General features: G+C 61.0%; 21 protein-coding genes. 16 read left to right on the forward strand and 5 right to left on the reverse strand.

Annotation, left to right across the window (positions count from 1 at the left end; genetic code table 11):
• From tssJ to NMB39_RS12760, 6 genes are read left to right on the forward strand one after another with little or no spacing between them, the layout of a single operon-like run.
• Window positions 1–486 (forward strand): type VI secretion system lipoprotein TssJ, encoded by a 486-nt coding sequence (tssJ, locus tag NMB39_RS12735; protein ID WP_198720718.1) that lies wholly within the window; start codon window positions 1–3, stop codon window positions 484–486.
• A 1-nt stretch (window position 487) separates the two neighbouring features.
• Window positions 488–1,816 carry a type VI secretion system baseplate subunit TssK gene (gene tssK, locus NMB39_RS12740; protein WP_494339132.1) on the forward strand — a complete coding sequence of 443 codons (1,329 nt, stop codon included), beginning with the start codon at window positions 488–490 and terminating at the stop codon, window positions 1,814–1,816.
• Between the two features lie 5 nt (window positions 1,817–1,821).
• The gene (icmH, locus tag NMB39_RS12745) at window positions 1,822–2,682 is read left to right on the forward strand and encodes a type IVB secretion system protein IcmH/DotU (protein ID WP_057025122.1); all 861 of its coding nucleotides are present in this window, start codon (window positions 1,822–1,824) and stop codon (window positions 2,680–2,682) included.
• Window positions 2,683–2,697: 15 nt separating this feature from the next.
• Entirely contained in the window at window positions 2,698–6,048 is a 3,351-nt protein-coding gene (gene tssM / locus NMB39_RS12750; RefSeq protein WP_494339131.1) for a type VI secretion system membrane subunit TssM, read from the forward strand.
• Window positions 6,045–6,776 (forward strand): PP2C family protein-serine/threonine phosphatase, encoded by a 732-nt coding sequence (locus NMB39_RS12755; protein ID WP_494339130.1) that lies wholly within the window; start codon window positions 6,045–6,047, stop codon window positions 6,774–6,776. The genes tssM and NMB39_RS12755 overlap by 4 nt, the downstream gene beginning before the upstream one ends.
• Window positions 6,773–7,612 (forward strand): serine/threonine-protein kinase, encoded by an 840-nt coding sequence (locus tag NMB39_RS12760; RefSeq protein WP_494339129.1) that lies wholly within the window; start codon window positions 6,773–6,775, stop codon window positions 7,610–7,612. The genes NMB39_RS12755 and NMB39_RS12760 overlap by 4 nt, the downstream gene beginning before the upstream one ends.
• 8 nt (window positions 7,613–7,620) lie before the next feature.
• Here NMB39_RS12760 and NMB39_RS12765 read toward each other — a convergent pair whose 3' ends face one another.
• Both NMB39_RS12765 and NMB39_RS12770 read right to left on the reverse strand, forming a co-directional pair.
• Entirely contained in the window at window positions 7,621–7,950 is a 330-nt protein-coding gene (locus NMB39_RS12765; protein WP_057025126.1) for a DUF6388 family protein, read from the reverse strand.
• Between the two features lie 11 nt (window positions 7,951–7,961).
• Entirely contained in the window at window positions 7,962–8,240 is a 279-nt protein-coding gene (locus tag NMB39_RS12770; protein ID WP_057025127.1) for a hypothetical protein, read from the reverse strand.
• Between the two features lie 315 nt (window positions 8,241–8,555).
• Between NMB39_RS12770 and NMB39_RS12775 the strand changes: the two genes are divergently transcribed.
• Window positions 8,556–10,625, forward strand: a complete 2,070-nt coding sequence (locus NMB39_RS12775; protein ID WP_494339128.1) for an EAL domain-containing protein — start codon at window positions 8,556–8,558, stop codon at window positions 10,623–10,625.
• A gap of 441 nt (window positions 10,626–11,066) precedes the next feature.
• Here the strand turns inward: NMB39_RS12775 and NMB39_RS12780 are convergent, their stop codons facing one another.
• From NMB39_RS12780 to NMB39_RS12790, 3 genes are read right to left on the reverse strand one after another with little or no spacing between them, the layout of a single operon-like run.
• Window positions 11,067–11,909 (reverse strand): metal-dependent hydrolase, encoded by an 843-nt coding sequence (locus NMB39_RS12780; RefSeq protein ID WP_057025129.1) that lies wholly within the window; start codon window positions 11,907–11,909, stop codon window positions 11,067–11,069.
• A gap of 15 nt (window positions 11,910–11,924) precedes the next feature.
• Window positions 11,925–12,815, reverse strand: a complete 891-nt coding sequence (locus NMB39_RS12785) for an SDR family NAD(P)-dependent oxidoreductase (RefSeq protein ID WP_057025130.1) — start codon at window positions 12,813–12,815, stop codon at window positions 11,925–11,927.
• Complete coding sequence (locus tag NMB39_RS12790; protein ID WP_494339127.1) at window positions 12,812–14,350, reverse strand: flavin-containing monooxygenase; 1,539 nt, start codon at window positions 14,348–14,350, stop codon at window positions 12,812–12,814. The genes NMB39_RS12785 and NMB39_RS12790 overlap by 4 nt, the downstream gene beginning before the upstream one ends.
• Window positions 14,351–14,635: 285 nt before the next feature.
• On the opposite strand from NMB39_RS12790, the gene NMB39_RS12795 reads away from it, so the two are divergent.
• From NMB39_RS12795 to NMB39_RS12835, 9 genes are all read left to right on the forward strand, one after another.
• On the forward strand, window positions 14,636–15,634 hold the full coding sequence (locus tag NMB39_RS12795; protein WP_494340596.1) for an alpha/beta fold hydrolase: 999 nt from the start codon (window positions 14,636–14,638) through the stop codon (window positions 15,632–15,634).
• A 308-nt stretch (window positions 15,635–15,942) separates the two neighbouring features.
• Window positions 15,943–17,223 (forward strand): alkane 1-monooxygenase, encoded by a 1,281-nt coding sequence (locus tag NMB39_RS12800; RefSeq protein ID WP_198721056.1) that lies wholly within the window; start codon window positions 15,943–15,945, stop codon window positions 17,221–17,223.
• A gap of 124 nt (window positions 17,224–17,347) precedes the next feature.
• A complete protein-coding gene (gene praA / locus NMB39_RS12805) occupies window positions 17,348–17,842 on the forward strand; it encodes an alkane oxidation protein activator PraA (RefSeq protein WP_057025134.1) in 495 nt (164 codons plus the stop codon).
• A gap of 134 nt (window positions 17,843–17,976) precedes the next feature.
• On the forward strand, window positions 17,977–18,471 hold the full coding sequence (praB, locus tag NMB39_RS12810) for an alkane oxidation protein activator PraB (RefSeq protein ID WP_057025135.1): 495 nt from the start codon (window positions 17,977–17,979) through the stop codon (window positions 18,469–18,471).
• A 134-nt stretch (window positions 18,472–18,605) separates the two neighbouring features.
• Complete coding sequence (locus NMB39_RS12815) at window positions 18,606–20,063, forward strand: outer membrane protein transport protein (RefSeq protein ID WP_057025136.1); 1,458 nt, start codon at window positions 18,606–18,608, stop codon at window positions 20,061–20,063.
• A gap of 253 nt (window positions 20,064–20,316) precedes the next feature.
• Window positions 20,317–22,842, forward strand: a complete 2,526-nt coding sequence (locus tag NMB39_RS12820; protein WP_494339126.1) for an acyl-CoA dehydrogenase — start codon at window positions 20,317–20,319, stop codon at window positions 22,840–22,842.
• Window positions 22,843–22,937: 95 nt separating this feature from the next.
• Complete coding sequence (locus NMB39_RS12825) at window positions 22,938–24,281, forward strand: 3-oxoacyl-ACP reductase (RefSeq protein WP_198720684.1); 1,344 nt, start codon at window positions 22,938–22,940, stop codon at window positions 24,279–24,281.
• Window positions 24,282–24,285: 4 nt separating this feature from the next.
• Window positions 24,286–25,176 (forward strand): MaoC/PaaZ C-terminal domain-containing protein, encoded by an 891-nt coding sequence (locus tag NMB39_RS12830; protein WP_494339125.1) that lies wholly within the window; start codon window positions 24,286–24,288, stop codon window positions 25,174–25,176.
• Window positions 25,173–26,471, forward strand: a complete 1,299-nt coding sequence (locus NMB39_RS12835; RefSeq protein WP_494339124.1) for an acetyl-CoA C-acetyltransferase — start codon at window positions 25,173–25,175, stop codon at window positions 26,469–26,471. Before NMB39_RS12830 ends, NMB39_RS12835 begins: the two co-directional genes overlap by 4 nt.
• Window positions 26,472–26,491 lie beyond the last annotated feature (20 nt).

The following is a 26,491-nucleotide window of genomic DNA, read 5'->3' on the forward strand; positions in this document are numbered from 1 at the left end:
ATGTATCGAATTACCCTTGCAGCCCTGCTGCTCCTGCTCGGCCTGTTGGCTGGCTGCAGCGCGATTTCGCCTTTTTCGACGTTGACCAAGTTGGACCTGGTGCTGACCGCCAGCGAACAGGTCAACCCTGACTTGCACGGTCGACCCTCTCCAGTGGTGGTCCACCTGATTGAATTGCGCCATGGCGTAGCCTTCGAGAACGCCGACTTCTTCAGCCTGTATGGTCATGCTGAGCAGGTGCTGCCGAAGGACTGGGTGAGCAGTGAGGAAGTTGAACTGCGCCCCGGTGACCGCCTGGCGCTCAAACTCAGGATCGGCCCTGATAGTCGCTTCGTGGGGGTGCTCGCGGCTTATCGAGACTTGCCCCATGTACGCTGGCGGATGCTGGTGCCCGTCACCGCCCAGAAAGTGACACGGGCCGAGCTGGTGCTGGACCAGGCCGGCATTCGGGTGGCCGGCCATTTGCCTGACCTGGAGATGCGCTGATATGCCTATTCATAAAGTCATCTGGCAGGAAGGCATGTTGTTGCGCCCACAGCACTTGCAGCACAACGACCGTTATTACCACCAGCAACTTGACCAGACGCGCCTGCTGGGCAGTGACGCCTGGGGTTTCCTGACGCTGGACCTCAACGTGCAGTACCTGAACCTGGGCAAACTGGTGGTCAATCAGGCCAGCGGCGTCTTGCCGGACGGCAGCCTGTTTGAGTTGAGCGCAGCCATGGAACCCTTGGTATTGCAGGTGCCGCCGAATACGGAACAGCAAGGGATTTACTTGGCGCTGCCCCTGGCGACCGGCAATCAGGTCGAAGTGCGCCAACCGCAGCACAGCGATGTCCTGGCGCGTTACCTGAGCTGTGAAGTGGAAGTTGGGGACAGCAACGTGGGGGTGGATTCGCGTTGCCAGGTGCACTGCGCACGCCCCGATTTGCGTCTGCTGCTGGGCGAGCGCCAGAGCGACCAGCGCTTTGTCAAACTCAAGATTGCGCAGGTGCTCAATTCCAGCGCTGAGGGAGGCCTGAGCCTGGATACGGACTTTCTCCCGTCGTTCATTTTTGTGCAGGCGCATGGCTATGTGGCGTCGTGTCTCAAGGAAGTGATCGGCCTGCTTGCCAGCCGAGGCGACGCCATTGCGGCGCGGATCCGCGCCGGAGGCACCGGCGCTGGCGCGCAAATCGGTGACTTGTTGATGCTGCAAGTGATCAATCGCACGGAGCTGGAACTGCGTCACCGCCTGAGCCAGCCCCAGGTGCGTCCGGAAACGGTGTTCCGTGCGTTGGTGTCGATGTTGGGCGAGTTATCAACCTTCGCCAGCGACAGCAAGCGTGCGCAACTGGAGGTGCATTACCGGCATGGCGACCAGGGCGCGAGTTTTCGTGGGCTGATGGAGCCGGTGCGAGCGGTGTTGTCGGTGGTGCTGGAGCAGCATGCTATCGAATTGACCCTGCAGCAACGCCAGTACGGCGTGCTGGTATGTCCGGTGAGCGAATTGAAATTGCTCGGTGCGGCCACATTCATCCTGGCCGCCACGGCGCAGTGTGACGCAGAGGAACTGCGCCAGCGCCTGCCGGCTCATCTGAAGATTGGGCCGGTAGAGCGCATACGGGAGTTGGTCAACCTGCACCTTGCCGGGATCAAGGTCAAACCGCTGCCGGTGGCGCCGCGGCAGATTCCGTTTCATGCCGCCAAAACCTATTTCATGCTCGACATGAGCACCCGCGATATCGCGCAGCTGGAGCAGTCCGGTGGTTTCGCTTTCCATGTGGGAGGTGAGTTCGTCGGGCTTGAACTCGATTTTTGGGCTATCAGGAACTGAATGACATGGACAGCGACTACTCACAAGATGAAAAAACCGTCCTGCTCGACCGAGAGAGCCATGGGCCTGTACAGGGACCGCTGACGGATTTCCCGTCGCCGCCGCGCTACGAGCAACTTGAGGACCGCATGATCTACGCGGGCCATCTGCTTGAAGCGCAGAGTTTCGACGCGGGGCTCAACCCGGTGGTCGCCGCAGCCGGAGAGTTATTGTCGGAAATTGTGCGACTCAAAGTCAGCGCCGAGCGTGAAGACCTGGGCATGCTCAACGACCGGTTGACATTGGCGATGACTCAATTCGAAACCCGTGCCTTGCAGGGTGGTATTGAAAACAACCAGGTCATGTCCGCGCGCTATGTGTTGTGCAGTGTCCTTGATGAGGCGGTCGTCACCACCCCTTGGGGCGCGCAGAGCGACTGGTCGAAGATGAGCTTGTTGAGCCGCTTCCATAACGAGACCTTCGGGGGCGAGAAGGTTTTCCAGCTGCTGGAGCGACTGTCCCGTGATCCGCTCAAGCACCTGGCCATGCTCGAGCTGATGTACCTGTGCCTGTCCTTGGGTTTCGAAGGGAAATACCGGGTCATGGAGCGAGGTGTGTTGCAAGTCGAAGCCGTTCGCGATGCCTTATATCGGCAGATCAGGCATGTGCGTGGGGATGCGCCGACAGGGCCCGTATTACCGACTCCCCTTGGACAGTCGAGGCGCAGACGGTTGTGTGTGATCCCGACAGCCTGGTGGGTGGCCTCCACGTTGGCCTGTCTGCTGGCGATGTATACGGGGTTCGCCTGGCTGCTGAGCCAGGAGCGTACTGATGCGTTGCGACCCCTTCAATTCCTGGCGTCGGACCTGATCCCCACGCCCTTGTAAACGCTGGAGCAATCAATGAGCGCATTTTTCAAGGGCGTTGGCGCCGTGCTGGGTCGGGTTTGGGTCTGGAGCCTTCTGTTGGTGCTTTGCAGCGCTGTATCGGTGTGGTGTTTCGGGCCGCTGCTGGCGGTGGCTGACCATCGCTTCTGGCAAGGACCGACTGCCCGCCTGGCCAGCATCAGCGCGTTATTCCTGCTGTGGGGGTTGGCGATGGTGGTGGTCGGCGGACGACGGGCCGGTGGGCGCGAACGACCTGAACGCCTGGCGGCCCCTCAAGCCTTGAAATGGGTGGAGGACGAGCAGAAACACCTGCGCAGTCGGTTCAAGGAAGCGCTCCAGGTGCTCAAGACTTCCCGCCGTTATGGGATGCACAACGCACGCTGGCGCCATGATCTGCCCTGGTACCTGATGATCGGCGACCAGGGCAGTGGCAAGACGCAACTGCTGGCAGCAGGCGGCTTGCAGTGGCCTCTCGATCACCTCGACACGCGGGCACAGGGCAACCACTGTGACTGGTACTTCGCCGATGCCGGCGTGTTGATCGATGCCCCTGGACGCTACCTGAGCCAACCCGACAGTGCCGTGGATGCAGCAGGGTGGGCGACGTTGCTCGACAGGCTCCGGTGGCGGCGCAGCGTGCGCCCGCTCAGTGGCGTGGTTGTGACGCTCTCGGTGGATGCGTTGCTGGCCACCACCGAGTACGACTTGGATCAGCATGCGCGGCATGTACAGTCGCGCATGCAGGACATTCAGCAGTCATTGCATGTGGACGTACCGATCTACCTGGTGCTGACTCAGGCTGACCGACTGCCGGGCTTCACCGAGTTTTTCGACGTGCCGCTCAGGGAGGCGCCCGATGATGTGCTGGGCCAACCCCTCGATGGCAGCTGCGCGACTGACGTCACGCAGGTTCGCCAAGCCGTCGAGCAATTTTTGCGGCGTTTGAACGCTGAACTGATCAGTCGCCTGCACCAGGAGCGCAATGTCGAGCGCCGCGGCTTGATGCTTGAATTCCCGCAACAGGCTGCGCGGATAGGTGAGCGTATTTGCCTGTTCATTGAGTCGGCTTTTTCGGCTCATCGCTACCAGCGCGTCAGCGGTCTGCGCGGCTTCTACCTGACCTGTGCCGGTGACCAGCAGGCTCGTTTTGTCCAGGGGCTGTTCAGCCGGGTGATCTTTGCCGAGGCCGACCTTGCAGGTTTGCAGGCTCCGGAGCAGCAGCGTATCCGGCGACGCCAGGGGCTGCTGGCAATGGCTGTGGCGCTGGTACTCGGTTGTGCCGCAGCGCTATGGATGCACAGTTATGCCGTCAACCATCAACGGCTGACGCAAATGGCGGCGCTGACAACCGCCGTCTTGCCGGTCCCGCAGGGCCATGATGATGCGTCGTCGCTATTGCAGCTATTGGATGCACGCCTGGCGGCGACCCAGGTTTTTCCTGCGTCGGCAGAGGTGCGCCTGATTGAACGCGCCGGCTTGTACCAAGGGGAACCGAGCCGCCCATGGGTCACCCAGGCTTATGATCAGGCGCTGCGACAGCACATGCTGGCATGGATAACGGCCCAGCTGGAAGAGCAGGTGCATGCCAGCCTTGGAGACCGCGAGCAGTTGTTGGATCACCTGCGCGCATATCTGATGCTCAATGCACGTGAGCGTCGCGATAACAGTTGGTTGGCACAACACCTGACGAACAATTGGGCAGTACGATTTGCCGCAGACATGTCGACCCGCAAACGCCTGGGCCAACACTTGGCGCGGTTGCTTGAACGGCCATTCGTAACCCCCCTTGATGACGACCTTGTGGCCCAGGCCCGGGAAGCCCTGAGGGGGGAGTCATTGGCCGATGTGGTGTATCGGGTGCTGCGCGAGCAGGCACGCGACCTGGAGCCCTTGCGCCTGGCCGAAGGCAAGGTATTTGCTGCGCTCGACCCACCGATTCCCGGTTTCTATACCAAGCGCTATGTGCAGTTCCTTGATACTCAAGGCCCGAGGCTGGTGAATGCCATCGCCCAGGACAACTGGGTGCTGGGGGAGGCCACCGACTTGGGCTCCGAGGATTTGCGCCGGCTGATGATCCAATTGCAGCAGCGTTACTTCGGTGAATATGCCGATGCCTGGAGTGCGGCGCTCGGCCGGGTCAGGCTGCGGCAAACTGACAACCTGCGCGAAGATGCCGAACAACTCACGGCCCTGACATCGGCCCAGTCACCCCTGATCCAGCTATTGCAGCAACTGCGTGAAAACACCCGCCTGCTACCGGGTCACGAACTTTTGGATCAGGTGGCCCAGCGCTCGGCTGAGCTTGGGGTGATAGCCAAGGGGGCGCTGGTGCAGGCGGGCATTCCCGACGCCGGACGGCGAGCGTTGCAACGGCGTTTTGAACCCTTGCACCAGTTGCTGGACGAGCGGCAGGAGCCCGGTGCGGCGCTGTCCCAGGCGTTGCGGCTGCTGGATGAGCTACACCTGCAACTGACGGCATTGAACCGTGATAGCGCACCGGAGCAGGCAGCGTTCCTGAGGGTAAAGGGTCGTATGGAGGGGCAGCAGGATGTGATAGGGAACCTGCGTGATGCTGCCGTGCGCTTACCGTTGCCACTTGCGGGGTGGTTTGAAGGGGTGGCAGATGTCAGTTGGCGGCATTTGTTGGAGCAGGCTTATGTGCACGTCAACCAGCGTTACCAGAGCGAGGTTTATAGCCTGTACGCCAAGGCGATTCGCCAGCGATACCCATTCCATGCCCATGCGGCCAGCGAAGTTGCCCTTAATGACTTTCATGAGTTTTTCAAACCGAATGGGGTCATGGCACGCTTTTACGACGGGTATCTGCGGCCATTCGTCAGTGTCGACGGTGCCCGCTATCGGCTGCGTGGCCTGGATGGTCAGAGCTTGCCAGTGTCGCGCTCGCTGCTGGATCAACTGCTGAAGGCCCAGATTATTCGCCGTGGCTTCTTCACCCCGGACCAGGGTGACCTGTCGGTTCGGTTTACCTTGGCGCCCTATAGCCTGGATCAGTCAGTCAGCCGGGCGATCCTGCGGTTTGGCGACCAGCAGTTGGAGTATCGCCACGGCCCGATCGTGCCCATGGCGTTCCATTGGCCAACCGATGCAGATAATGGGCGCAGCAGCCTTGTCCTGGAGAGAGGGGTGGACCAGCGGCCACTGGGAATCGAGAAGAACGCAGGCGCGTGGTCGTTGTTCCGCTTTTTGGATCTGCTGCAAAAAGAGCCCGCAAACGGGCGAAACACCCAGATTTTCAAGGCGAACCTCGCCGGCCTGCGTGCCAATTACCTGCTGACAAGCCAGCGTACACCTGGCCCGTTTGACATCGGCACCTGGCGCGCCTTCCGACTGGCGCAGCAACTGTGAGCCAGGGGCTTGGTCGGTGGCGCAGTGCCGGGCGCACCCAGCGCGGGCAGGCTCGGTTGCGCAACGAAGACGCGTTCCTGGACTGCCCGCAACATGGCTGCTGGGCAGTGGCCGACGGGATGGGCGGGCATCGACATGGAGATGTCGCCAGCCGCTGGGTGGTCAGCAGCCTTGCTTCAGTGTCGGCCCGGGGCAACCTCGATCAACGCATCGACGCGGTCCGCAAGAGCTTGCAAAGCGTCAATCAGCGCTTGAGAAGTTGCCGCGCCGGGCCTGACACAAGCGCTGATACCACCATGGGCAGTACGGTGGTGGCCTTGTTGCTTGAGAACGGGCGTGCGGCCTGTCTATGGGCGGGGGATAGTCGCTGCTATCTATGGCGTGGGCAGCGCCTTTACCAGTTGTCGAGAGATCATTCGCTGCTGCAAGGCCTCATGAACGAGGGGCAAGTCAGTGCGACCCAAGCCCGGGCTTATCCTGGCGCCCGGGCCCTGACCCGGGCCATTGGTGCACACTCGCCACTGCATCTGGAGGTACTGGAACTCAGTACCCGTCCAGGCGATGTGTTTTTGCTGTGTAGTGATGGCCTCTACCAGGCGCTCAGCCATGCAGACCTGGGACGAGCGTTGCGCCTGGGCGCGCCGCAGCAGGCGGTGGAGCGGCTGTTTGCCGGGGCGTTGCGTGGGGCGGCACGGGATGACCTGACCGCCGTAGTGGTGCAGCCTTGAGCTCGACGGGCGAGCCCCCTCGGTTGCTGGGCGGGCGCTATCACCTTGAGTCCGTACTGGGCAAAGGTGGGATGGGTGTGGTGTATCGTGCGCGTGACTTGTTGCACGAACAATTAGGCGAGGCGGGTTCGCCTATGGCACTCAAGCTATTGGCCGAGCCTTTTGCCCAGTGCCCGGATGCACATGTGTTGTTGTTCAGTGAATTCGCATTGGCGCGCAGCCTGCGGCACCCGCGTGTGGTGCGGATGTTTTCGTTTGAGGTCGATACCCAGAGCCAGATCGCGTTTTTCACCATGGAGTGGCTGCAAGGCGTGACCCTGGACCGGCTGCTCCTGGAGTGCCCCGACGGCTTGCCCTGGCGGGAGCTGCAACCCATGGCCCTGCAGTTGCTGGATGCCCTGGCCTACACCCATCAGCAGAATGTGCTGCACGGCGACGTTAAGCCGGCCAATGTCATGGTGGGACAGGAGGGGGTGTGCTTGTTCGATTTTGGCCTGGGGTACGCACAAGCGCAGGTGGCGAGCCTGTCGAGCCTGAGTCGCAGCCGGTTCAATGCCTGGACGCCCGCTTATGCAGCGCCGGAGTTGCGCGAGGGCGGTGCGTTGAGCGCTGCCGCCGACGTGTATGGCGTGGCCTGCATCATCTACGAATTGGCCCATGGCAAGCGTCTTGGCAAGCACGCGCCAATGGATAGATTGACCTGCCCGAGGCAACTGCCCAGGCGCTGTTGGTCTGCGTTGCGTGTGGCGCTGGCAACAGACCCGCAACAGCGAACCATTACGGTCGCCGAATTAGGCAAGGTGATGGGTTGCAAACAGTCGCGTTGGTATCTGTAGGGCGAGGGTCAAACCATCAAGTCATGCAACTGGCAGTATTCGACCCAGTCCATGCCGGCCATCTGTGCGACTTCTTTATGCACCTCGCGGCGTTGCGCCTCGAAGGCTTCGCTGGACTCGGCCGTCAGCTTGAGCGTCAGCTCCCAGGCGAACAGATGCTGTTGTTCAGCTTGTGCTTCGAACGCTGCGTGCAGGCGTTCGGCGCGATATTGCGCCAGGGTCTCGCCCCTGGCCTGAGCCGCCAGCGGATTGAGGTTGTCCAGCTCACTGGCGATGTGCGGGTGTTCGCGCAGGAATCTGTCCAGTGCAAGCTGGTAGGTATCACTGGGTGTTGACAACGCTATGCACCTTAATTGGAGGGCCGGGTCTCGGCATCGGACGTATGGCTGCTGACTTGGCGCCGAACACGTTTGCGCGCCCTGCGCTGCATCCAGTTCTGCAACGGCGCGAGCAGAAAGAACGTCAGGTAGGCGACCAGCACCAATGCCAAGTCTACCCAGGTCTCGGCAACGGGTCCGGTAAACAATTCGATGACGTTTTTGATCACGAACAGCAGCACCACGCTGCACAACCACAGCAGGATGGTGACAAATAAGGGACGCATGGTGCTTGGTCGCTTGTCTTGCATAGTAAGGCTCCTTTGTGCCTGTTGTCGTTCCAGGCTAGATTCCCTGAGCGCGCCCGCTGTTACGCAGGTTGTAACATCCTTTGACACGCAGAAAGGCGCGGATGATACCGACTCAGACAGCCTTAGGGGATGACTCAAGTCAGAAAGTTCGATAATTCATTGGAGAATTCGTGTAGTAACCCAGCAGATAGTGCCGAAAAAGCCTGAGAACCGTGGGCAAAAGGCTTTCACTCCCACCATCAGGACGTGTAGCGTTAGCGAGGGTCTCCGGCCCTGGTTTCCAGCGGCAGTAAGGTGACGGGCAGAGGATGGCTCATGGCACAAACGCTGTTCAGACTTTTCCTTACCCAGCGCCTGGCAGTCTTGGCCAGCGCCGAATCGTTGCGTGCGATTCGTGAAGGACTGCTATGGATCCTGCCTTGCCTGCTGGTATCCGCTGGTTTCCTGATCCTTTCCGAATGCGCCCGGGTGCTAGGGCTCAGCCCGCAGGTGGTAGCGTTCCTGGCAGGGTTGCACAATCAGATCAGTTCGGTGATTCCCCTGCTGGTCGCGGCCTCCATCGGTTACATGTTGGCGATCCAGCACCGCCTTCCACAGTTGCCGGTCGCATTCCTGTGCCTCGCCCATGTGGTGGTTGCCACCTTTGTGCTGCGCGAATACCCCAGGGCTTCGGCCACTTTCTTGCTGTTTATAGCTATCGCCTCACCCTTGGTCAATGTGCCCGCCATCGCCTGGCTGCACCGCTTTCGTTGGACGCGACTGGTCAACGAAAACCTGGTCGGGCATAACCTCAAGGGCACCATCAATATGGTACTCCCCGGTGCGATCACGGCGGTGTCGTTGGTGGTGCTGCTGTCGTTGCTGCTGCTGATCCCTTGTGTGGCGCAATTGCAGGGGCCCCAGGTGCTCGATGCATTGCAAGCGCCCTACGGCAGCGGACTCTTTGTAACGCTGATGAATTCGCTGCTGTGGTTCTTCGGCATTCACGGCGTGTATGCCATGCAGCCGCTGTTCGACGTGCTGGACAAGGCCGTGGTGCTCAACGGCGCGGCGCAGGCCGCGGGGGAGCCAGTCCTGTACCTGCTCAACAGCGGCCTGCTGGGTAGTTTTGCGTTTATCGGCGGTTCCGGCGCCACATTGTGTCTGCTGCTGGCGATCCTGCTGTTTTCCAGGAGCCAGTCCATGCGGTTGCTGGCTATTGCCAGTTTGCCGCTGTCGTTATTCAACGTCAGCGAGGTGCTGTTGTTCGGGTTGCCGATCATTCTCAACCCGCGTTTGTTCATCCCCTTTGTGCTGGTGCCGGCGTTCAACACGGTGGTAGCGCTGACGGCAGTGCAGTTGGGCTGGGTCTCACCGGCGGTGGCCAGCGTGCCATTTACCGCGCCGGTACTGCTCAATGCCTACCTCAGTACCCACGGTGATCTGGCGGCGGTGCTGCTGCAACTGGCGCTGCTAGGTGTGGGCACGCTGGTGTATGCGCCCTACGTGCGGGCAATCCATCGCCAAACCGCCGAGGGTGGCACGGTTTACCTGAAGTCCCTGGACATGACCTTTCGCGGTCTCGAAGAAAAAGGCCGCCTGCTGGAGTTCGACCCGGTGCTGGCCTCCCACAGGACTTCGGCGCGGCAGGCCGTTGAGTTGAGCCGCATTCAGCAAATCAGCGATTACGAGTTCTACCTTGAATTCCAACCCCAGGTATCCACCCTTACTGGCCTGTGCACCGGGTGCGAGGCGTTGATGCGTGCCCGGGACAGCCAAGGCACGGTGCATTCTCCTTGGGAGTTCCTGCAATGGCTGGCGCAGGCCAGGCTTATGCCGGATGTGGACGTGTGGGTGGCGTCCCAGGCTGTGCGCCAGTATCAGAAGTGGCAGAAGGGCGGTTTTCACTTGCCGATGACCATTAATATTTCCAGCGCCACCCTGAAGGACGCAGCCTATGGCGATCGTCTGGTGGACATTCTTGCCCAGGCCCATGGCTGGGTCTCGGTGGAGATCACTGAGGACGCACTGGTCAGCGATATCCCGGCTACGCGCCAGACCATCGAGAAATTGCAGGCCATGGGGGCCAAGGTGTACCTCGATGATTTTGGCACTGGATTTTCTGCATTGAGTTACCTGCACCAGTTTCCCGTGGACTTTATCAAGATTGACCGCAGTTTTGTGATTGCCCAGCGCGACCCCAAGGGCGCCCAGGTGCTGACCGGCATGTTGCGTTTTTGCGAGGCCTTGAAGCTGGGGGTGGTGGTGGAGGGGGTGGAAACTGCCGAGCAGTTGGGCTTTCTGAGTACGGGGCCCGAGGTGTTTATTCAGGGGTGGTATTTCAGTAAGGCACTGCCGGGGGATCAGTTGCCGGGGTTTGTGCGTGAGCGGGCGGCGTTGGCTTGATCCATATGTGAGGGGGACCTGCCTCCTCTGGGCCCTGACAGCTGACCGCTATCTAATTGACGCCCCCTGATCCAATGTGGGAGGGGGCTTGCCCCCGATGGCGGCCTGCCAGCCGACCAGAATGTTGGATCAGACCAAGTACATATCCATTGACACGTACCGAGAGCGCCAAAAGTAACCAAAAACGCTTCGCCCCACCACTTGGCACCTCGCCCAGGCTCGGTGTGCCCGTAATCCGACAGGGATTTGGGGGGCCGCCGCCACGCGCCATCCATGGCGCGGGGCGGCTAAACCGGCATCCTTGCCGGTTTACCCCCCAAATCCCTGTCGAATTCCGGCCAGCGTGGTTTAACGGGGCGCCTGAGATCAAAAGCAGATCAAGATCAAGATCAAGAGCGGCTCGCTGCGCATCGTGGTTACCATCGTGGTTACGTTCGGCTCCTACGCCGACTCATACCCGCGGCGCGTCCGCTCAATCTCTTCTATCAACCCGTCTATCCCCGCCAGGCGTGCCCGGTTGTCATGATCCCAAGGATGAAACCCCGGTTTGAAATAATGCAGCCACGGCCGCAGCATGCGCGGGAACACGCCCTTGGGCCCATACAAATACTTGACCATGCGCCACAGCCCCTTGAGCTTGCCGCCCGAGGTGCGGTCGGCAATCAACAGGCGTACGTGGAAATCCAGTACCACCAGCCAGAACATCAGGGTGGTGGTCAGCATGGTTCCGGTGCGCAGCAGATAGCGTGCAGGGCCGGGCGTGATTACGCGGTTCCAGACATCGAACGCCACGGCTTTATGTTCGGTTTCTTCCAGGGCATGCCAGTACCACATTTGCTGGTAACCCTTGAGCGAGTCGCCAAAGCGCGACGGGTCGCTCAGCAGGATTTCCGCGAGCATAGCGGTGTAATGCTCAAGGGCAATGGTCACTGCCAGGTTGAACGCTGGCGGCAGGTGCTTTTTCTGCAGGTCGAGGAAGAATTTCAGGCGCCGGTCGAGGGTGTGCGCCGGCAGCCCGGCCGCTTGCAGCAGGTCGTTGTAGACCACATGTTCGCGACTGTGCATGGCCTCTTGGCCGATAAACCCCTGGATTTCTTTTTTCAGTTCTGGATCGTCGATCTGCCCACGGTAGTGGCGCACGCTGTCCATGAAAAACAGCTCGCCCTGGGGAAACAACAGCGACAGGGCATTGAAGAAATGACTGATGACTGGTCCTTGTTCATGCCAGTCCTTGATGCGCTCGGCAGGCAAGGAAAAACGAATATCGCGACGGATCGGCAACATGGTGCGTCCTCCTGTTCAGAGACGGGACTCGTCGTTGGTTTCAAATACCGGCCTGCGTGGCTTGGGCGCCATGCGCTTGCTGGCCAGCACCACCAGCGCTTGATAGGCCGATGGCAGGCAACGGGCGAGCAGGTCGAGAAAATAGGCGTCGCGGCCGATCAGCACGCGGCGCTTGTTTTTGCGCACGCCTTGCAGGATCACCTTGGCGGCCTGGTCGGCATCGGTGATGAACAGCTTTTCAAAATCGGCGCGGGCTTGTTGCTCGCTGTGGATGAGGAACCCGGTCATATTCGCGTCGATGCGGCTGCTGCGGCAGATATCGGTGCGAATGCCGCCGGGGTGTACACAGGTGGCCGAGACGCCGCAGCGTTGCAGGTCGAGTTCCTGGCGCAGGGCTTCGGTAAAGCCGCGCACGGCAAACTTGGTGGCGTTGTAGCCGCTCATGCCGGGCTGGGCAAACAGGCCGAACACGCTGGAGGTGTTGACCACATGCCCGTCGCCGCTGGCCTTGAGGTAGGGCAGGAATGCCTTGGTGCCATGCACTACGCCCCAGAAGTTGATGCCGACGATCCATTCCAGGTCGGCGTAATCCACGCCTTCCACGGTGCTAGACAACGCCACCCCGGCATTATTGAAGACCAGGTTGACTTGGCCATGTTCGGCGGCACAACGGGCCGCCCAATCCTGCATGGCTTGGCGGTCGGAGACGTCCAGCACCTGGGTGGTGACGGTCACGGGTGCCAAGGTCGAAGCACGGACCAGTGTCAGGGTCTGCTCCAGTCCCTGGCTGTTCTTGTCTGCCAAGGCCAAGTGGCAACCTTCCCGTGCCAGGGCCAAGGCCAGTGCGCGGCCCATGCCGGAGGCCGCACCGGTGATCGCCGCGACGCGGCCGTTAAATGACTTCATGACAGACTGCCTTCTGTGGCGGAGTGGGGCGCGGGTAGCGGGCGCGGTGTGGCGGGCGTCGGCAGCGGGCTGGCGAGGTAGTCCTTGAGGGCAAAATGCCGGGTGACCTGCTTGAAGCGCCAGGTCGAGCCGGGCCACAGCGTGGTGTTCTTGCCGGTGCGTGGGTCCAGGTACCAGCTCTGGCAGCCGCCGGTGTTCCAGATGGTGCGCTTGAGCTTGTCCTGCAACTGGCGGTTGTAAGCCTGCTCCACGGCGGGCTTGACCTCTAGCGTGGCGATGCGCTGGCGCTGCATTTGTCGCAATGCATCGAAGATGTAGGTGACCTGGGCTTCGATCATCAGGATCATCGAGTTATGCCCCAGGCCGGTGTTGGGCCCCACGATCAGGAAGAGGTTGGGATAGCCCGGCACGGTGGTGCCTTTGTAGGCATGGGCGCCATCGCCCCAGGCATCCATCAGGTCGATGCCGTCGCGGCCGATGATGCAGCCGCGGGGCAAGGGGTCGCTGGCCTGGAAACCCGTGCCGAAGATCAGGCAGTCAGCGGGATGCTTGATGCCGTCGGCGGTGATCACGCCGTCGGCTTCGATGCGCAGCACGCTATCGGTGACCACCTCGACATTGCTGCGCGAGAGGGCCGGGTAGTAGTCGTTGGAGATCAGCACGCGCTTGCAGCCAATGGTGTAGTCCGGCGTCAGCTTCTTGCGCAAGGAAGGGCGTGCCACTTGTCTGCGCAGGTGACGCAGGGCGATTTTCTGCACCATCTTCATCAGCCGTGGGTGCAAGGCGAAACCCACCACACGGCCTTCGAGCGCCCAGTAGAGGGCGCCGCGCACCAGCTTTTGGGTGAACGGCAGGTGCTTGAACAGCCAGCGCTCGAGGGGTGAAATCGGCCGGTCGGGCTTGGGCATGATCCACGGTGGTGTGCGCTGGAACAGGTCCAGGTGCGCCACTTGCGGCGCGATCTGCGGCACGAACTGAATGGCGCTGGCGCCGGTGCCGATCACCGCCACGCGCTTGCCTTTCAAGGCGTAGTCGTGGTCCCAGTGCTGGGAGTGGAAGCGCTTGCCCTTGAAGCTGTCCAGGCCTGGGATGTCCGGCATCGCCGGGCGCGACAAGCCGCCCATGCCCGATACCAGCACCCGTGCACTGACCTGGCGGCCATTGCTGAAGGTCAGATGCCAGCGTTGCTGCTGCTCATCGAACACCGCGCGTTGCAGGCCCATGCCGAAACGCAGGTAGGGCGCCAGCTCGAAGCGCGTGGCGCATTGTTCCAGGTAGGCGCGGATCTCAGGCTGCGCCGCGAACTGCCGCGTCCAATCCGGGTTGGGCGCAAAGGAAAACGAATACACATGGGACTGCACGTCACAGGCGCACCCTGGGTAATGGTTATCGCGCCAAGTACCGCCGAGGGTCTCGGCCTGCTCAGCGATAAAGAAGTCGGTGAGCCCGGCTTCCTTGAGTTTGATCGCCATGCATAGGCCCGCGAACCCCGAGCCGATGATGGCGATGTCGATTGAATCACTGTAGGCATTCATAAAGGCTGCCTCATCCGTAGAACGCGCTTGGGCATCGAATCTGCTCCTGTTTTTGTTTTGTCTTTTAGATAGAACACCATTGCAAAGGAAAATTGAATTATTTATTTTAAAAAAGATTTTAAATAATCTACCTGAAAAAATCGCCTACGCTAGGTTCCGCATGTGCCATTTGTCCGACGGGCTAATACGCCATGCATTAAGTCTAGGTCCAGGGTGTGGACGATGGCTGAGGCCCTGATCAATTCCGGTCGGGTCGCCAGCCGCAGGGAAGCAGAGGACCGAGCTATGGCTGTCGAATGGGTAGTGGCTGCGGGTGTGCTGGTGGGCGCCAGCGCGGCGTTATGGGGCTTGAGTGCCTGGATGACGCGGCGCATTGAAGCGGCTGTTCCGATCAACGGGCGCTTCGTCGAGGTACAGGGCGAGCGCTTTCATTATGTCGAAGAGGGCAAGGGCCCGCCGCTGGTGATGATCCACGGGCTGATGGGCAGCAGTCGCAACCTGACGTATGCATTGTCCGGCCAACTGCGTGAACATTTTCGCGTGATCACCCTCGACCGGCCGGGTTCGGGCTATTCCACCCGGCGCCGTGGCACGGCGCCAGACCTGCCGGCCCAGGCCCGACAAATTGCCGCCTTTATCAACACGCTCGACTTGGGTAAGCCGCTGGTCCTGGGGCACTCGTTGGGCGGCGCGATTGCCTTGGCGCTGGCCCTGGACCATCCCCACGCAGTGTCCGGACTGGTGCTGGTGGCGCCCTTGACCCATCCCCAACGCATGCTGCCGCTGGTATTTCTGTCTCTGGCGATCCGTCCGGCCTGGTTGCGCCGCTGGATGGCCCACACCCTGACCATGCCCGTTGGCCTGCTGACCAAGGACGCGGTGGTCAAGGGTGTGTTCGCCCCCGATGCTGCGCCTTCGGACTTCGCCACCCGTGGCGGCGGGTTGCTGGGCATGCGCCCCGACAATTTCTACGCGGCCTCTACCGAGATCAACCGCGTCAACGATCACCTGCCGGACATGGTCAAGCGCTACCCGCAACTGACCCTGCCCATCGGGCTGATCTATGGCGCGCAAGACAAGGTGCTCGACTTCCAGAAACACGGCCAGGCCCTGGCGAGCAAGGTGCCAGGGTTGAAAATGCAGGTCGTGGAAGGCCGTGGACACATGTTGCCGATCACCGCGACGCAGCGAGTGGCGGCGCTGGTGGAGCAGATTGCCAAGCGCGTTCGACCCGGCGAAAGCGTCACGCAGTTACATCCACCTGTGGCCCTGACGAGCAAATAAATGTGCGACCCGACTCGCGGTTCAACGGCGTTGATGCCTGCCCTAGACACCTGACCAGGCGGCTGAAAAGAGACTGTACGGTCACGGAAAAAAGGGCTGGAGAAACTAGTTGACGACCTAACGATTCCGCGCTATTTATTTAAAAAAATTATTTCAATGTGTAATTTGAAATTATTTTTGAAATGCCTAAGAGCGAATAAAATAATGAAAAAAACGCCTTTTATCGCATGGTCAATGCCTCGGAGCTGTCAGCGCTTCGAGAACCTCTCAGCTGCCCAAGCGTGCAGTGCATGTGTGTGGAGGTTGCCATGAATCAGACCCTGGCAACCTCGCAAGTCTGGACCGACGGCAAGCGCCACCTGTGGTGGCTGGGCATCATGCCCCTCGCAACTCCGTTACTTTCCGGCGCCCTGGCGATCGGCGCCGGTGTGCAGCAACTCTGGTGGGTCGGCGTGCTGGTGATCTTCGGCTTGATCCCCTTGATCGACGGCCTGCTCGGCGAAGACGTCAGCAACCCACCTGAGTCGGCCGTCAGCAACCTCGAATCCCAAAGTTACTACCGCTGGATCGTCTACACCGGCGTGCTGTTTGTGATCGCCTCAGTGGTCATCACCGGCTGGCTGGCCGCTGGCGGCATCGACTGGATCATCAACGGCGGCCTGCTGCACGCTACTGCTGCGCTGGAACCGTCAAGCTGGCTTGCAAGGACCGCTGCATTTATCACCGCGCGCATCGAGTTGCACGGCGAAATCAGTGTGTTCACCTACCTGGGTATGGCGATGTCCACCGGCGCCGCCACCGGCATCGCAATCAACACCGCCCATGAACTGGGGCACAAGCCCAAGCCCCTGGAAGTGTTCCTGGCCAAGGTTACCCTGGCGCCGACGTTCTACGGGCACTTCTACACCGAACACAACCGCGGCCATCACGTCCGTGTGGCCACCCCGGAAGACCCCGCCAGCTCGCGGCTGGGCGAGAGTTTCTGGGCATTCCTGCCGCGCTCGGTATGGTTCAGCGCCATGTCGGCCTGGAACCTGGAACGCGAACGCCTGCGCAAACTCGGCCTGCCGGCCCTGCACTGGAAAAACGCCGTACTCAGCGCCTGGATGTACAGCGTGGTGTTGTGGGGCGCGATGATTGCCTGGCTGGGCGCGGCGGTGATTCCGTTCCTGATCATCCAGGGCATCTACGGGTTCTCGTTGCTGGAAGTGGTGAACTACGTCGAGCACTACGGCCTCAAGCGCCAGAAGTTGCCCAACGGTCGTTATGAGCGCTGCTCGCCGCGCCACTCGTGGAACAGTAATCGGATTGTAACCAATATCTTTCTGTTTCAACTTCAACGGCACTCCGATCACCATGCCAACCCGACGCGCAGTTATCAGTCGTTGCGCCACTTCGATGAATCACCGCAACTTCCCTATGGTTACGCGAGCATGATTGTCTGGGCCTATGTGCCGTACTTGTGGCGGCGGCGCATGGATCATCGTGTACTCAATCATTATGCCGGGGATATCACCTTGACCAATCTTCAACCGTCACAACGCTTGAAGTACCTGGAGAAATACAGCGGCAATGCCAAGCCGTTTTGATATGAATTAAACAGTATCGGCGTACTCGGGATCTGTGTATCGCGCAGGTTCTTATTGCCCAGGTATTTAGCGAAACAACGTGGTTTGACCCTACAACAATAATTTAAAGGGAAGGACGTACACCATGCAAAGCACTGCCAAGTTCACCACACATATCCTGTTGGCTGCGATAGGCCTGATTGTCTATCACCAGGCCCAGGCAGCCCGGATCGAACCCGCCGGCAGTGCCTTCACTGCCCAGGGGCCTATCAGTTTTTCCAAGGGCAAGCTGATCAGCGCCGACTGCACCATCAAGGTGGCCGGCAAGGTCGCGGCCGATGGTTCATCGGTGAATGTCGACAAAGTTGAATTCGACGGTGGCCTCAAGTGCAGCCGCGTTGAAGCAATCAACCTGCCCTGGGTGCTGGTCGCCAAAGATACCAAAAGTGGCTCGATGTCGAAGATCAGCGTGGACGTGCATGCCTTTGGCCTGGGCGGTAAGTGCGGGCCTTCGACGGCCGATGGTACTTGGGATAACGCCACCGGCAAGTTGGAAGCTGCCGATGTTCCTATTGGCGAAGACTGCAAGATCAAGACGGTGTCGATCAAGATGCCGGCCAACTTCAAAGTTGTCGAATAAAGCGTTTCGACTGTTGTAGCGGTAGATGCATTGAAATTTGGCTGGAAAGGGAAGTTCTGCAGTTTCACCGTGACCTCTCGATCATGGCCATTACCCCTGGCGAAATGAATCGCCATAACATGTGAGGAAAAACAATGAAAAGCTTGAAAACTCTCGTGTCGCTCTCTGCCTTGGCTGTTTGCATGGGTGCTGCTTCCATGGCCAATGCCTATAGCATCAGTCCGGTTAACTCGAGCTTCACTGCACCAGGCACCATTTCAGTCAAGTCTCCATCCTCCTTCCAGGCCACCGTTAACTGCGGCGCGACCTTTACCGGGAACGTCGATGCTAGCGGCGTGGCGCAAATCACCGGCGTATCGGTGACCGGCGGCGGTCTGTGCGCCTTGCCAAAAATCAGCGGCTTGCCATGGGCATTGAGTGCAACCGGCCCGGCCACAGGGTCGGTCACCAACGTCGGCTACAACATCGCTGCTTCGGTTCTGTACCCAGCCTCCAACTGCGGCCCTTCGACCATTGCGGTGGGCTACAGCGGCGGTGTACTGACGGCGACCAACCAGACCCTCAGCGGCAACTGCACCGTCGTGAGCCTGAGTGTGACCCCAAGCCCTACCTTCACCATCGTGCCTTGATGGCAGGTCGGAGCACCGCGTTGATCACCTGCTGAAAGACTGGCGCCTGTGTACCAGGCGCCAGTTCATGCAGTGCCAGGCAGCAAGACGAACTGGCGGGGCCGGTTCACAGGGATAACAAAAAGGAGTGCCGCATGAATAATAAGAAACCACATGTGCAGGTTTTGCTGGGGCTGGCGTTGATGGGGGGCATGACCGGCGTCATAGCGCCTGTGCAGGCTGGCGGTTTTTCTACCCCTACCTACGGTGCGCCCGGTTGGGGCCGGGCCTTTGCCGGTGGTTCGTTGTTCAAGAACGACCCGAGTTCGGCGTATAACAACCCGGCGGCCATGGCGTTTGTCGAACACAATGTCGCGCAATTCACCGTCGACTATGCGCGGATCAAGATCAAGTACAAGGGCAACGCCTCCGATTATGCAGGCAACCCGATTTCCAGTACGCCATTGGACGAGAATGGTTTTCCCGATGGTGCCGCGACCACTGTCAATAACAACGATGGTGGCCAGGGTGGCTTCACCGCCTGGCTACCGACCGGCTTCATGGTAATGCCATTGGGCGACCGGTTCGCCTTCGGCTTGAGCCAGGTGGTTCCCCAGGGCATGCGCTCCACCTGGGATGAAGACTCTAAAGTGCGCGACTTTGCCGTGGATACGAAAATCGAAACTGTCGGCTTGACGGGCTCGTTGTCTTTCAAAGTCAACGACCAGTTCTCCGTCGGTGGCGGCTTGATCGTGCAACACAGCAAAGGCTTCGTCAGCCAGAACGTTGACTTGCTGTCCGCGGCGGCGGTGTCCGATTCCGAACTGGGCGGTATCAATTTCCCATCCGATGTGGGGCACGCCTTGATGCGCGTCAAGGTCGACAATATTTCCACCGGCTGGTTTGCCGGCGTGGTGTGGAAGCCCACTGAACGAGACACCTTGGGCCTGAATTACCACGCCAAGATCAAAAACAAGATGACCGGTAAATACAACCTGTATGCCGATCAGTTTTCCTACAACCTCATGACGCAACCAAGCCCATTCGGCGGCAATGGTACGCTGGTCAACACGGCCTATCCTGGCCTGAATCTGGCCCCGGACGGCGCCCATGCCAGTGTTCAGCTGGACATTCCCGCCACCGCCGGCCTGGATTGGGTGCATCAGTTCAATGATCGTTTCACCATGGGCGCAAGCGTGACCTGGACCGAATGGTCATCGTTCAAGGACCTGACGCTCGATTCCGGAGACATGCGCATTGTCTCCATTCCCTACAACTACAAGAACACCTGGATGTACTCCCTCGGCGGTGATTACCGGGCGACCGATGAGCTGACCCTGCGTGCAGGTGTCGCGATTGACCAGACACCGACGCGCAACTCCACCCGCGATCCACGGATCCCGGACGGTGACCGCACGTTCCTTTCCCTGGGGGCTGGCTACGACGTGAAAGCGGTCAAGGGCTTGAGCCTGGATGTGGCCTATTCCCACCAGTTTGTGCAGAAGGTCAATCTCAAGACCAAGAACGTCGATCGCCTGGGCGGCGCGAGCCTGGATGGCAAGGCCGAGTCTTCAGGAGACGTGGTGAGTGTGTCGGCGACCTATGCGTTCTAACGAGGCATAGGAGGAGGGTGGCAAGCGCATCTTGCTGCCTTCCCCAGATTCGTCCCGCAACAGTGCTGTGATTGATCTGACAGGTGAACGAACAGGCTGATTTAGTCAGCCGTTTTTTTCGCCTAGAGATTAAATAAAAATTTCAAAACAAAATTTGAATCTAGTCTTTCAAGTTTGTAGTGTGGCTTTACGCCGCAGCTCATTTCGACCTGCCTGTGTTTTGGCCACACCCGAATAAAGTAGAGGTATCCCCATGCTTATCTGGTTATTGGTGGGTTTCGCCGCAGCGATTGCCCTGGCGTATCGACAAGCCGCCGCCACCCTGTGGCTCGGCGCTGGGCTAATCTGGCTGGCGGTTGGCTACCTGTTCAATGCAGTGGCCGGCCTGGGCACTGCTGTTGCAGCCGTGCTGGTGGTGTTGCCGGCCTTGCTGTTGTCGATCAAGCCCCTGCGCCGCGCCCTGCTGACCAGCAAGGCCCTGGGCCTGTTTCGTACGATCATGCCGGCGATGTCTGATACCGAGCGTGCGGCCATCGAGTCTGGCACTGTGTGGTGGGATGCCGAGCTGTTCAGCGGCAAGCCCAACTGGCAACGCCTGCTGCAAGCCGCCCCGGCCAGCCTGAGTGCCGAGGAGCAAGCCTTCCTCGACAACGAGGTGGAAAACCTGTGCGACATTGCCAATGACTGGGAAACCACCCAGGTCTGGCAAGACATGTCCCCTGAATGCTGGCAGTACACCAAGGATGCCGGGTTCCTTGGCATGATCATCCCCAAGCAGTACGGCGGTAAAGGTTTCTCCCACTACGCCCACTCCCAGGTGGTGATGAAGCTGTCGACCCGCTGCTCGGCGGCGGCGATTTCGGTAATGGTGCCCAACTCCCTGGGCCCGGCCGAGCTGTTGCTGCATTACGGCACCGACGCCCAGCGCAATTACTACCTGCCGCGCCTGGCCCGGGGCGAAGACATCCCGTGTTTTGCCCTCACCAGCCCGTATGCCGGCTCCGATGCGGGCGCGATCCCAGACCTGGGCATCGTCTGCAAAGGCTCGCACGAAGGCGAGCAAGTGCTGGGTTTCAAAGTGACCTGGGACAAGCGCTACATCACCCTCGGCCCGATTGCCACGGTGCTGGGCCTGGCGTTCCGCGCCGAAGACCCGGACGGCCTGCTCGGCGCGCCCGGTTCACTGGGCATTACCTGCGCGCTGATCCCCACGTCCCACCCAGGTGTGAACAGCGGTCGCCGCCACTGGCCGTTGAACGCGGTGTTCCAGAACGGTCCTACCACCGGCAAGGATGTTTTCATTCCGTTGGAATGGGTGATCGGCGGTCGCGAGCAAATTGGCAACGGCTGGCGCATGTTGATGGAATGCCTGGCGGCGGGACGGGCGATTTCCCTGCCATCGGCCAACGTCGGCCTGGGTAAAGTCGCGGTGCGTGGTACCACCGCCTATGCGGCGATGCGCAAGCAGTTCGGCTTGCCCATCGGCAAGTTCGAAGGGGTGCAGGCACCGTTGGCGCGTATGGCCGGGCATTTGTATGCCTGCGATGCGGTGCGCAAGGTGTCGGTGGCGTCCCTGGACGCCGGCGAGAAACCGTCGGTAATCTCGGCCATCGCCAAGTACCACGTCACTGAGCGTGCGCGGATCATCGTCAACGACGGTATGGATATCGTCGCCGGCAAAGGCATCTGCATGGGGCCCAATAACTTCCTTGCCCGTGCCTACCAGCAAAGCCCCATCGCCATTACAGTGGAAGGTGCAAACATCATGACCCGCTGCCTGATCATCTTTGGCCAGGGTCTGATTCGTTGCCATCCTTATGTGTTCCGCGAGATGGAAGCGGCGCGCAACCCGGATCGGCGCAAGGCGCTGGAAGACTTCGACAGCGCGATGTTCGGCCATGTGAGTTTTGTACTGGCCAACACGGTGCGCGCAGCGGTGCATGCCCTGACCGGCGGGCGGCTGATTTCGGCACCGGCCAAGACCGACCCGGCGCTGGCGTCCTACTACCGTCAGGCCAATCGGCTGTCGGTGGTGCTGGCGTTGATCTCGGACATTTCCATGGGCGTGTTGGGCGGTGCCCTCAAGCGTAAGGAAAGTATCACCGGGCGCCTGGGAGATATCCTCTCGCAGCTGTACATCCTGTCCTGCGTGCTCAAGCGTTTCGAGGACGATGGCCAGCCCCAGGCCGACTTGCCGCTGGTGCATTGGGCGGCTCAGGATGCATTGCTGCGCGCCCATGAAGCCTTGGCCGAAGTGCTCGACAACTATCCCTCGAAACCCGCTGCGGCGGTGATGCGGGGCTTGAGTTTCCCGTTGGGCATTCCACTGCGCAAACCCTCGGATCGGCTGTTGGCCCAGGTGGCGGATGTGGTGCAGACCCCAGGGGAAACCCGCGATCGTTTGCTGGCCAATTCCTACATCCCGCGCCCGGAAATCGACAAGCTGGCCTATGGCGAACTGGGTTTCCGTCTGTTGCCCCAAGTGGAATTGATCGAGGCTCGGCTCAAGCCCGCCATCAAGCAAGGCCTGCTCGAGCCGCTGCCGATCTCGGCCATGGCTTTCACCGTCTGGCGCGTCAAGGCGCGGGCACTGGACTTGATCAGCGATGACGAAGACACCTTGCTGGCGCGCTATGTGGAGTACGCCGACCACGGCATCCAGGTGGACGACTTCCCCCAGGACTTTGGCTTGTTGGAGGCCTTGCAGCAGCGTAAGCAGGCGTTGGAGCCGACCGCCAAGCGTCGCAGCAACCAAAGCGAAAACGCCCCGGTCAACTAAGAAAAACGCGGTGCAAATGTGGGAGGGGGCTTGCCCCCTCCCACATGTTTGACCGGGTTTACAAGGCAGGATTTGTGTTGTGAGTGGAACCCTCTATGAGTGACAACTACCTTTCATTCGTCAATTCACCTTGGGGCCGTCGCCTGGCCCAGGCTGTCGGCCTGCCGCAGCCTTTGCCGCTGCAACGCCATCGCAGTGGCCAGGCCGGGCTGGCCAACCCGGTGATCATTGCCGGGGCAGGGCGCCTGGTGGCATCGGTGCAGCGCATCTTCAGCGCCACCGACACCGTTGCCGCCACCCCGGCGACCCTCAAGGCGCCGTCCACCGTCAAGGTGCAAGGCGCGGTGTTCGATGCCAGTGGCATCGCCGATCTGCAGCAGCTGGACGAGCTCTACGTGTTCTTCCATGCCAATGCCAAGCGCCTCGGCCAACATGGCCGGGTGGTGGTGCTCGGCACCGCGCCGGAACACTGCAAGGACTTGCCCCAGGCCGTCGCCCAGCGGGCCCTCGAGGGCTTGGTGCGCTCGCTGGCCAAGGAACTGCGCCGGGCGATCACCGTGCAGTTGCTCTATGTGGCGCCAGGTGCCGAGGAGGCATTGGACAGCAGCCTGCGCTTCTTCCTGTCGCGCCGTTCGGCCTATGTATCGGGGCAGGTGGTGCGCCTGCAAACACCGGTCGATGGCAACACTGCCGTCAATTGGGACAAACCCTTCGCCGGTCGACGTGCCTTGGTCACCGGCGCCTCCCGGGGCATTGGCCTGGCCATCGCCCAAGTGCTGGCGCGGGACGGCGCCCATGTGGTGTGCGTGGATGTGCCCCAGGCCCAGGATGCGTTGCAGCAGGCCGCCGCCAGTGTCGCAGGTTCGGCCTTGCCCCTGGACATCACTGCCGCCGACACCGCTGGGCTATTGCAAGCCCACGTCAGCCAGTACGGTGCCTTCGATGTGGTGGTACACAATGCCGGTATCACCCGTGACAAGACCATCGCCAAGATGACCGAAGCCGCTTGGCGCAGTGTATTGGCAGTCAATCTCGAGGCACCGTTGCAGCTCAGTGAGGCCTTGCTCGACAGCCAGGGCCTGAACCCGGGTGGGCGCATCGTGTGCGTGTCGTCGATTTCCGGTATCGCCGGCAACCTCGGGCAAAGCAACTACGCCACCTCCAAGGCCGGGGTGATCGGCCTGGTGCAGGGCCTGGCGCCGCGTGCAGCGGCTCGCCAGGTCACGGTGAATGCGGTGGCCCCCGGGTTTATCGAAACCCAGATGACCGCAAAAATCCCGCTGATGATCCGCGAAGCGGGGCGACGCATGAACTCGTTGTCCCAGGGCGGGCAGCCGATTGACGTGGCCGAGACCATCGCCTGGCTGGCCCATCCCGCGTCCGGCGGGGTCAATGGCCAGGTTGTGCGGGTGTGTGGCCAAAGCCTGTTGGGAGCCTGAGTCGATGGATTACGTCACGCAGATTATCGACCCAGCGCCCTCGCGCGCCCAGTTGTTGCTCGATGGCATGCGCGCCTTGCGCAAGCCCAAGCTCGACGGCGCACCGCCGTTGCCTACGGCGCGACTTGTGCGCTCGGCGGTGGAGCTGTCGCCCGCAGGCATCGCCGCTTACGCCCGAGCCTGTGGCTTTCGGCGTGAACAGGGCGTGCCAATGTCCTACCCCCATGTGTTGGCATTCCCACTGCATTTGATGCTGCTGACCCGGCCAAGCTTCCCGTACCCGGCCAGCGGCATGGTGCACCTGGCCAATCGCATTCGCCAGCACCAACGCCTGCACGAGGGCCAGGCGCTGCGCCTGGAGGTGTATTGCGAGCGTTGGGTCGCCCATCCAAAGGGGCAGGCGCTGAGTATCGCCACCCGCGCCTACGGTGCTGAGGCCCTGGTGTGGGAAAGCGACAGCCTGTACCTGCGTCGTGACGTCGACAACCCCGTGGGTGAACCCTGGAGTGACCCTTTGCCCCTTCAGGAAGATGGTTTGTTGCGCACCCAGCGCTGGGTATTGCCGGCTGATCTGGGGCGACGCTTTGCCAAGGTCTCGGGGGACTTCAATCCGATTCACACCTCGGTCATCGGCGCCAGGCTCTTCGGTTTCCGGCGTGCCATCGCCCATGGCATGTGGACCCTCGGGCGCGCATTGGCGGCGCAACAACCACCCGGTGGCCTGGACCAGGCCCAGGCCCATTGCGACTTCAAGTTGCCGATCTTCCTGCCCGGCCAGGTCGCCCTGTGGAACCACCCGGTGACCGGCCCACGGCGTGAGTTCGAAGTGCGCAATTTTGCTGGGGACAAACCCCATATGCGCGGGCTATTCATTTGGAAAGAGAGCCAGGCATGAGTGACTACAGCTTCAACCCGGCCCCGACCCGCCGCGTGGCGATCATCGGCGGCAACCGCATCCCGTTTGCGCGCTCCAACACGGTGTACGCCCACGACAGCAACCAAGATCTTTTGGTCGCCGCCCTGCAAGGTCTGGTAGACCGCTACAACCTGCACGGCCAGCGCCTGGGCGAGTTTGCCGCCGGGGCGGTGGTCAAGCATTCACGGGATTTCAACCTGGCCCGTGAGTCTTTATTGTCCACCACGCTGTCGCCACAGACCCCGGCCTATGATGTACAACAAGCCTGCGGCACCGGGCTTGAAGCCGCGCTGTTGGTGGCGAATAAAATCGCCCTCGGCCAGATCGAGGTCGGCATTGCCGGCGGCGCCGACACCACCTCCGATGCGCCCATAGGTATCAACGAAACGTTGCGCCACACTTTGCTCGCCGCCAATCGGGCCAAGGGCATGGGCGACAAGCTCAAGACCTTGCTGAAAGTGCGTCCGTCGATGTTCTTCAAACCATTATTGCCGCGCAATGGCGAGCCGCGCACCGGGCTGTCCATGGGCGAGCACTGCGAAGCAATGGCCAAGCGCTGGCAGATCAAGCGCCTGGCCCAGGACGAACTGACCCTCACCAGCCACCAGCGCCTGGATGCGGCCTATAACCGCGGCTTCTTCGACGACCTGATCAGCCCCCATCGCGGCCTGGCCCGGGACAACAACCTGCGCGCCGATATCAGTCTGGAAAAACTCGCGAGCCTATCGCCGGCATTCGACCGGCACAACGGCACACTCACTGCCGGTAATTCCACGCCGCTGACCGACGGCGCCTCGGTGGTGCTGCTCGCCAGTGAAGAATGGGCCAGCGCCAACGGCTGGCCGGTGCTGGCTTATTTGCGCACGGGTGAGACGGCGGCGGTGAATTTTGTCGACGGCACCGAGGGCCTGCTGATGGCGCCAGCGTACGCCGTACCGCGCATGCTTGAGCGCGAGGGCTTGAGTTTTGCCGACTTCGATTTGTTCGAGATCCACGAAGCCTTTGCCGCCCAGGTGCTGTGTACGCTCAAGGCCTGGGAAGACCCCGAGTATTGCCGCGAGCGCCTGGGCTTGGACGCGCCCTTGGGGGCCATTGACCGCAGCAAGATGAATGTCAACGGCGGCTCACTGGGCTGTGGCCACCCCTTTGCCGCCACCGGTGGCCGGCAACTGGCGGCACTGGCCAAGGCGATCCATGAACGCGGTGGTGGTCGCGGCCTGATCTCGATCTGTGCAGCGGGCGGGTTGGGCATCACCGCCATCGTCGAAAAATAATGCTGTCAAAAAACAACAAT

It is taken from the genome of Pseudomonas sp. FBCC-B545, assembly GCF_059134095.1.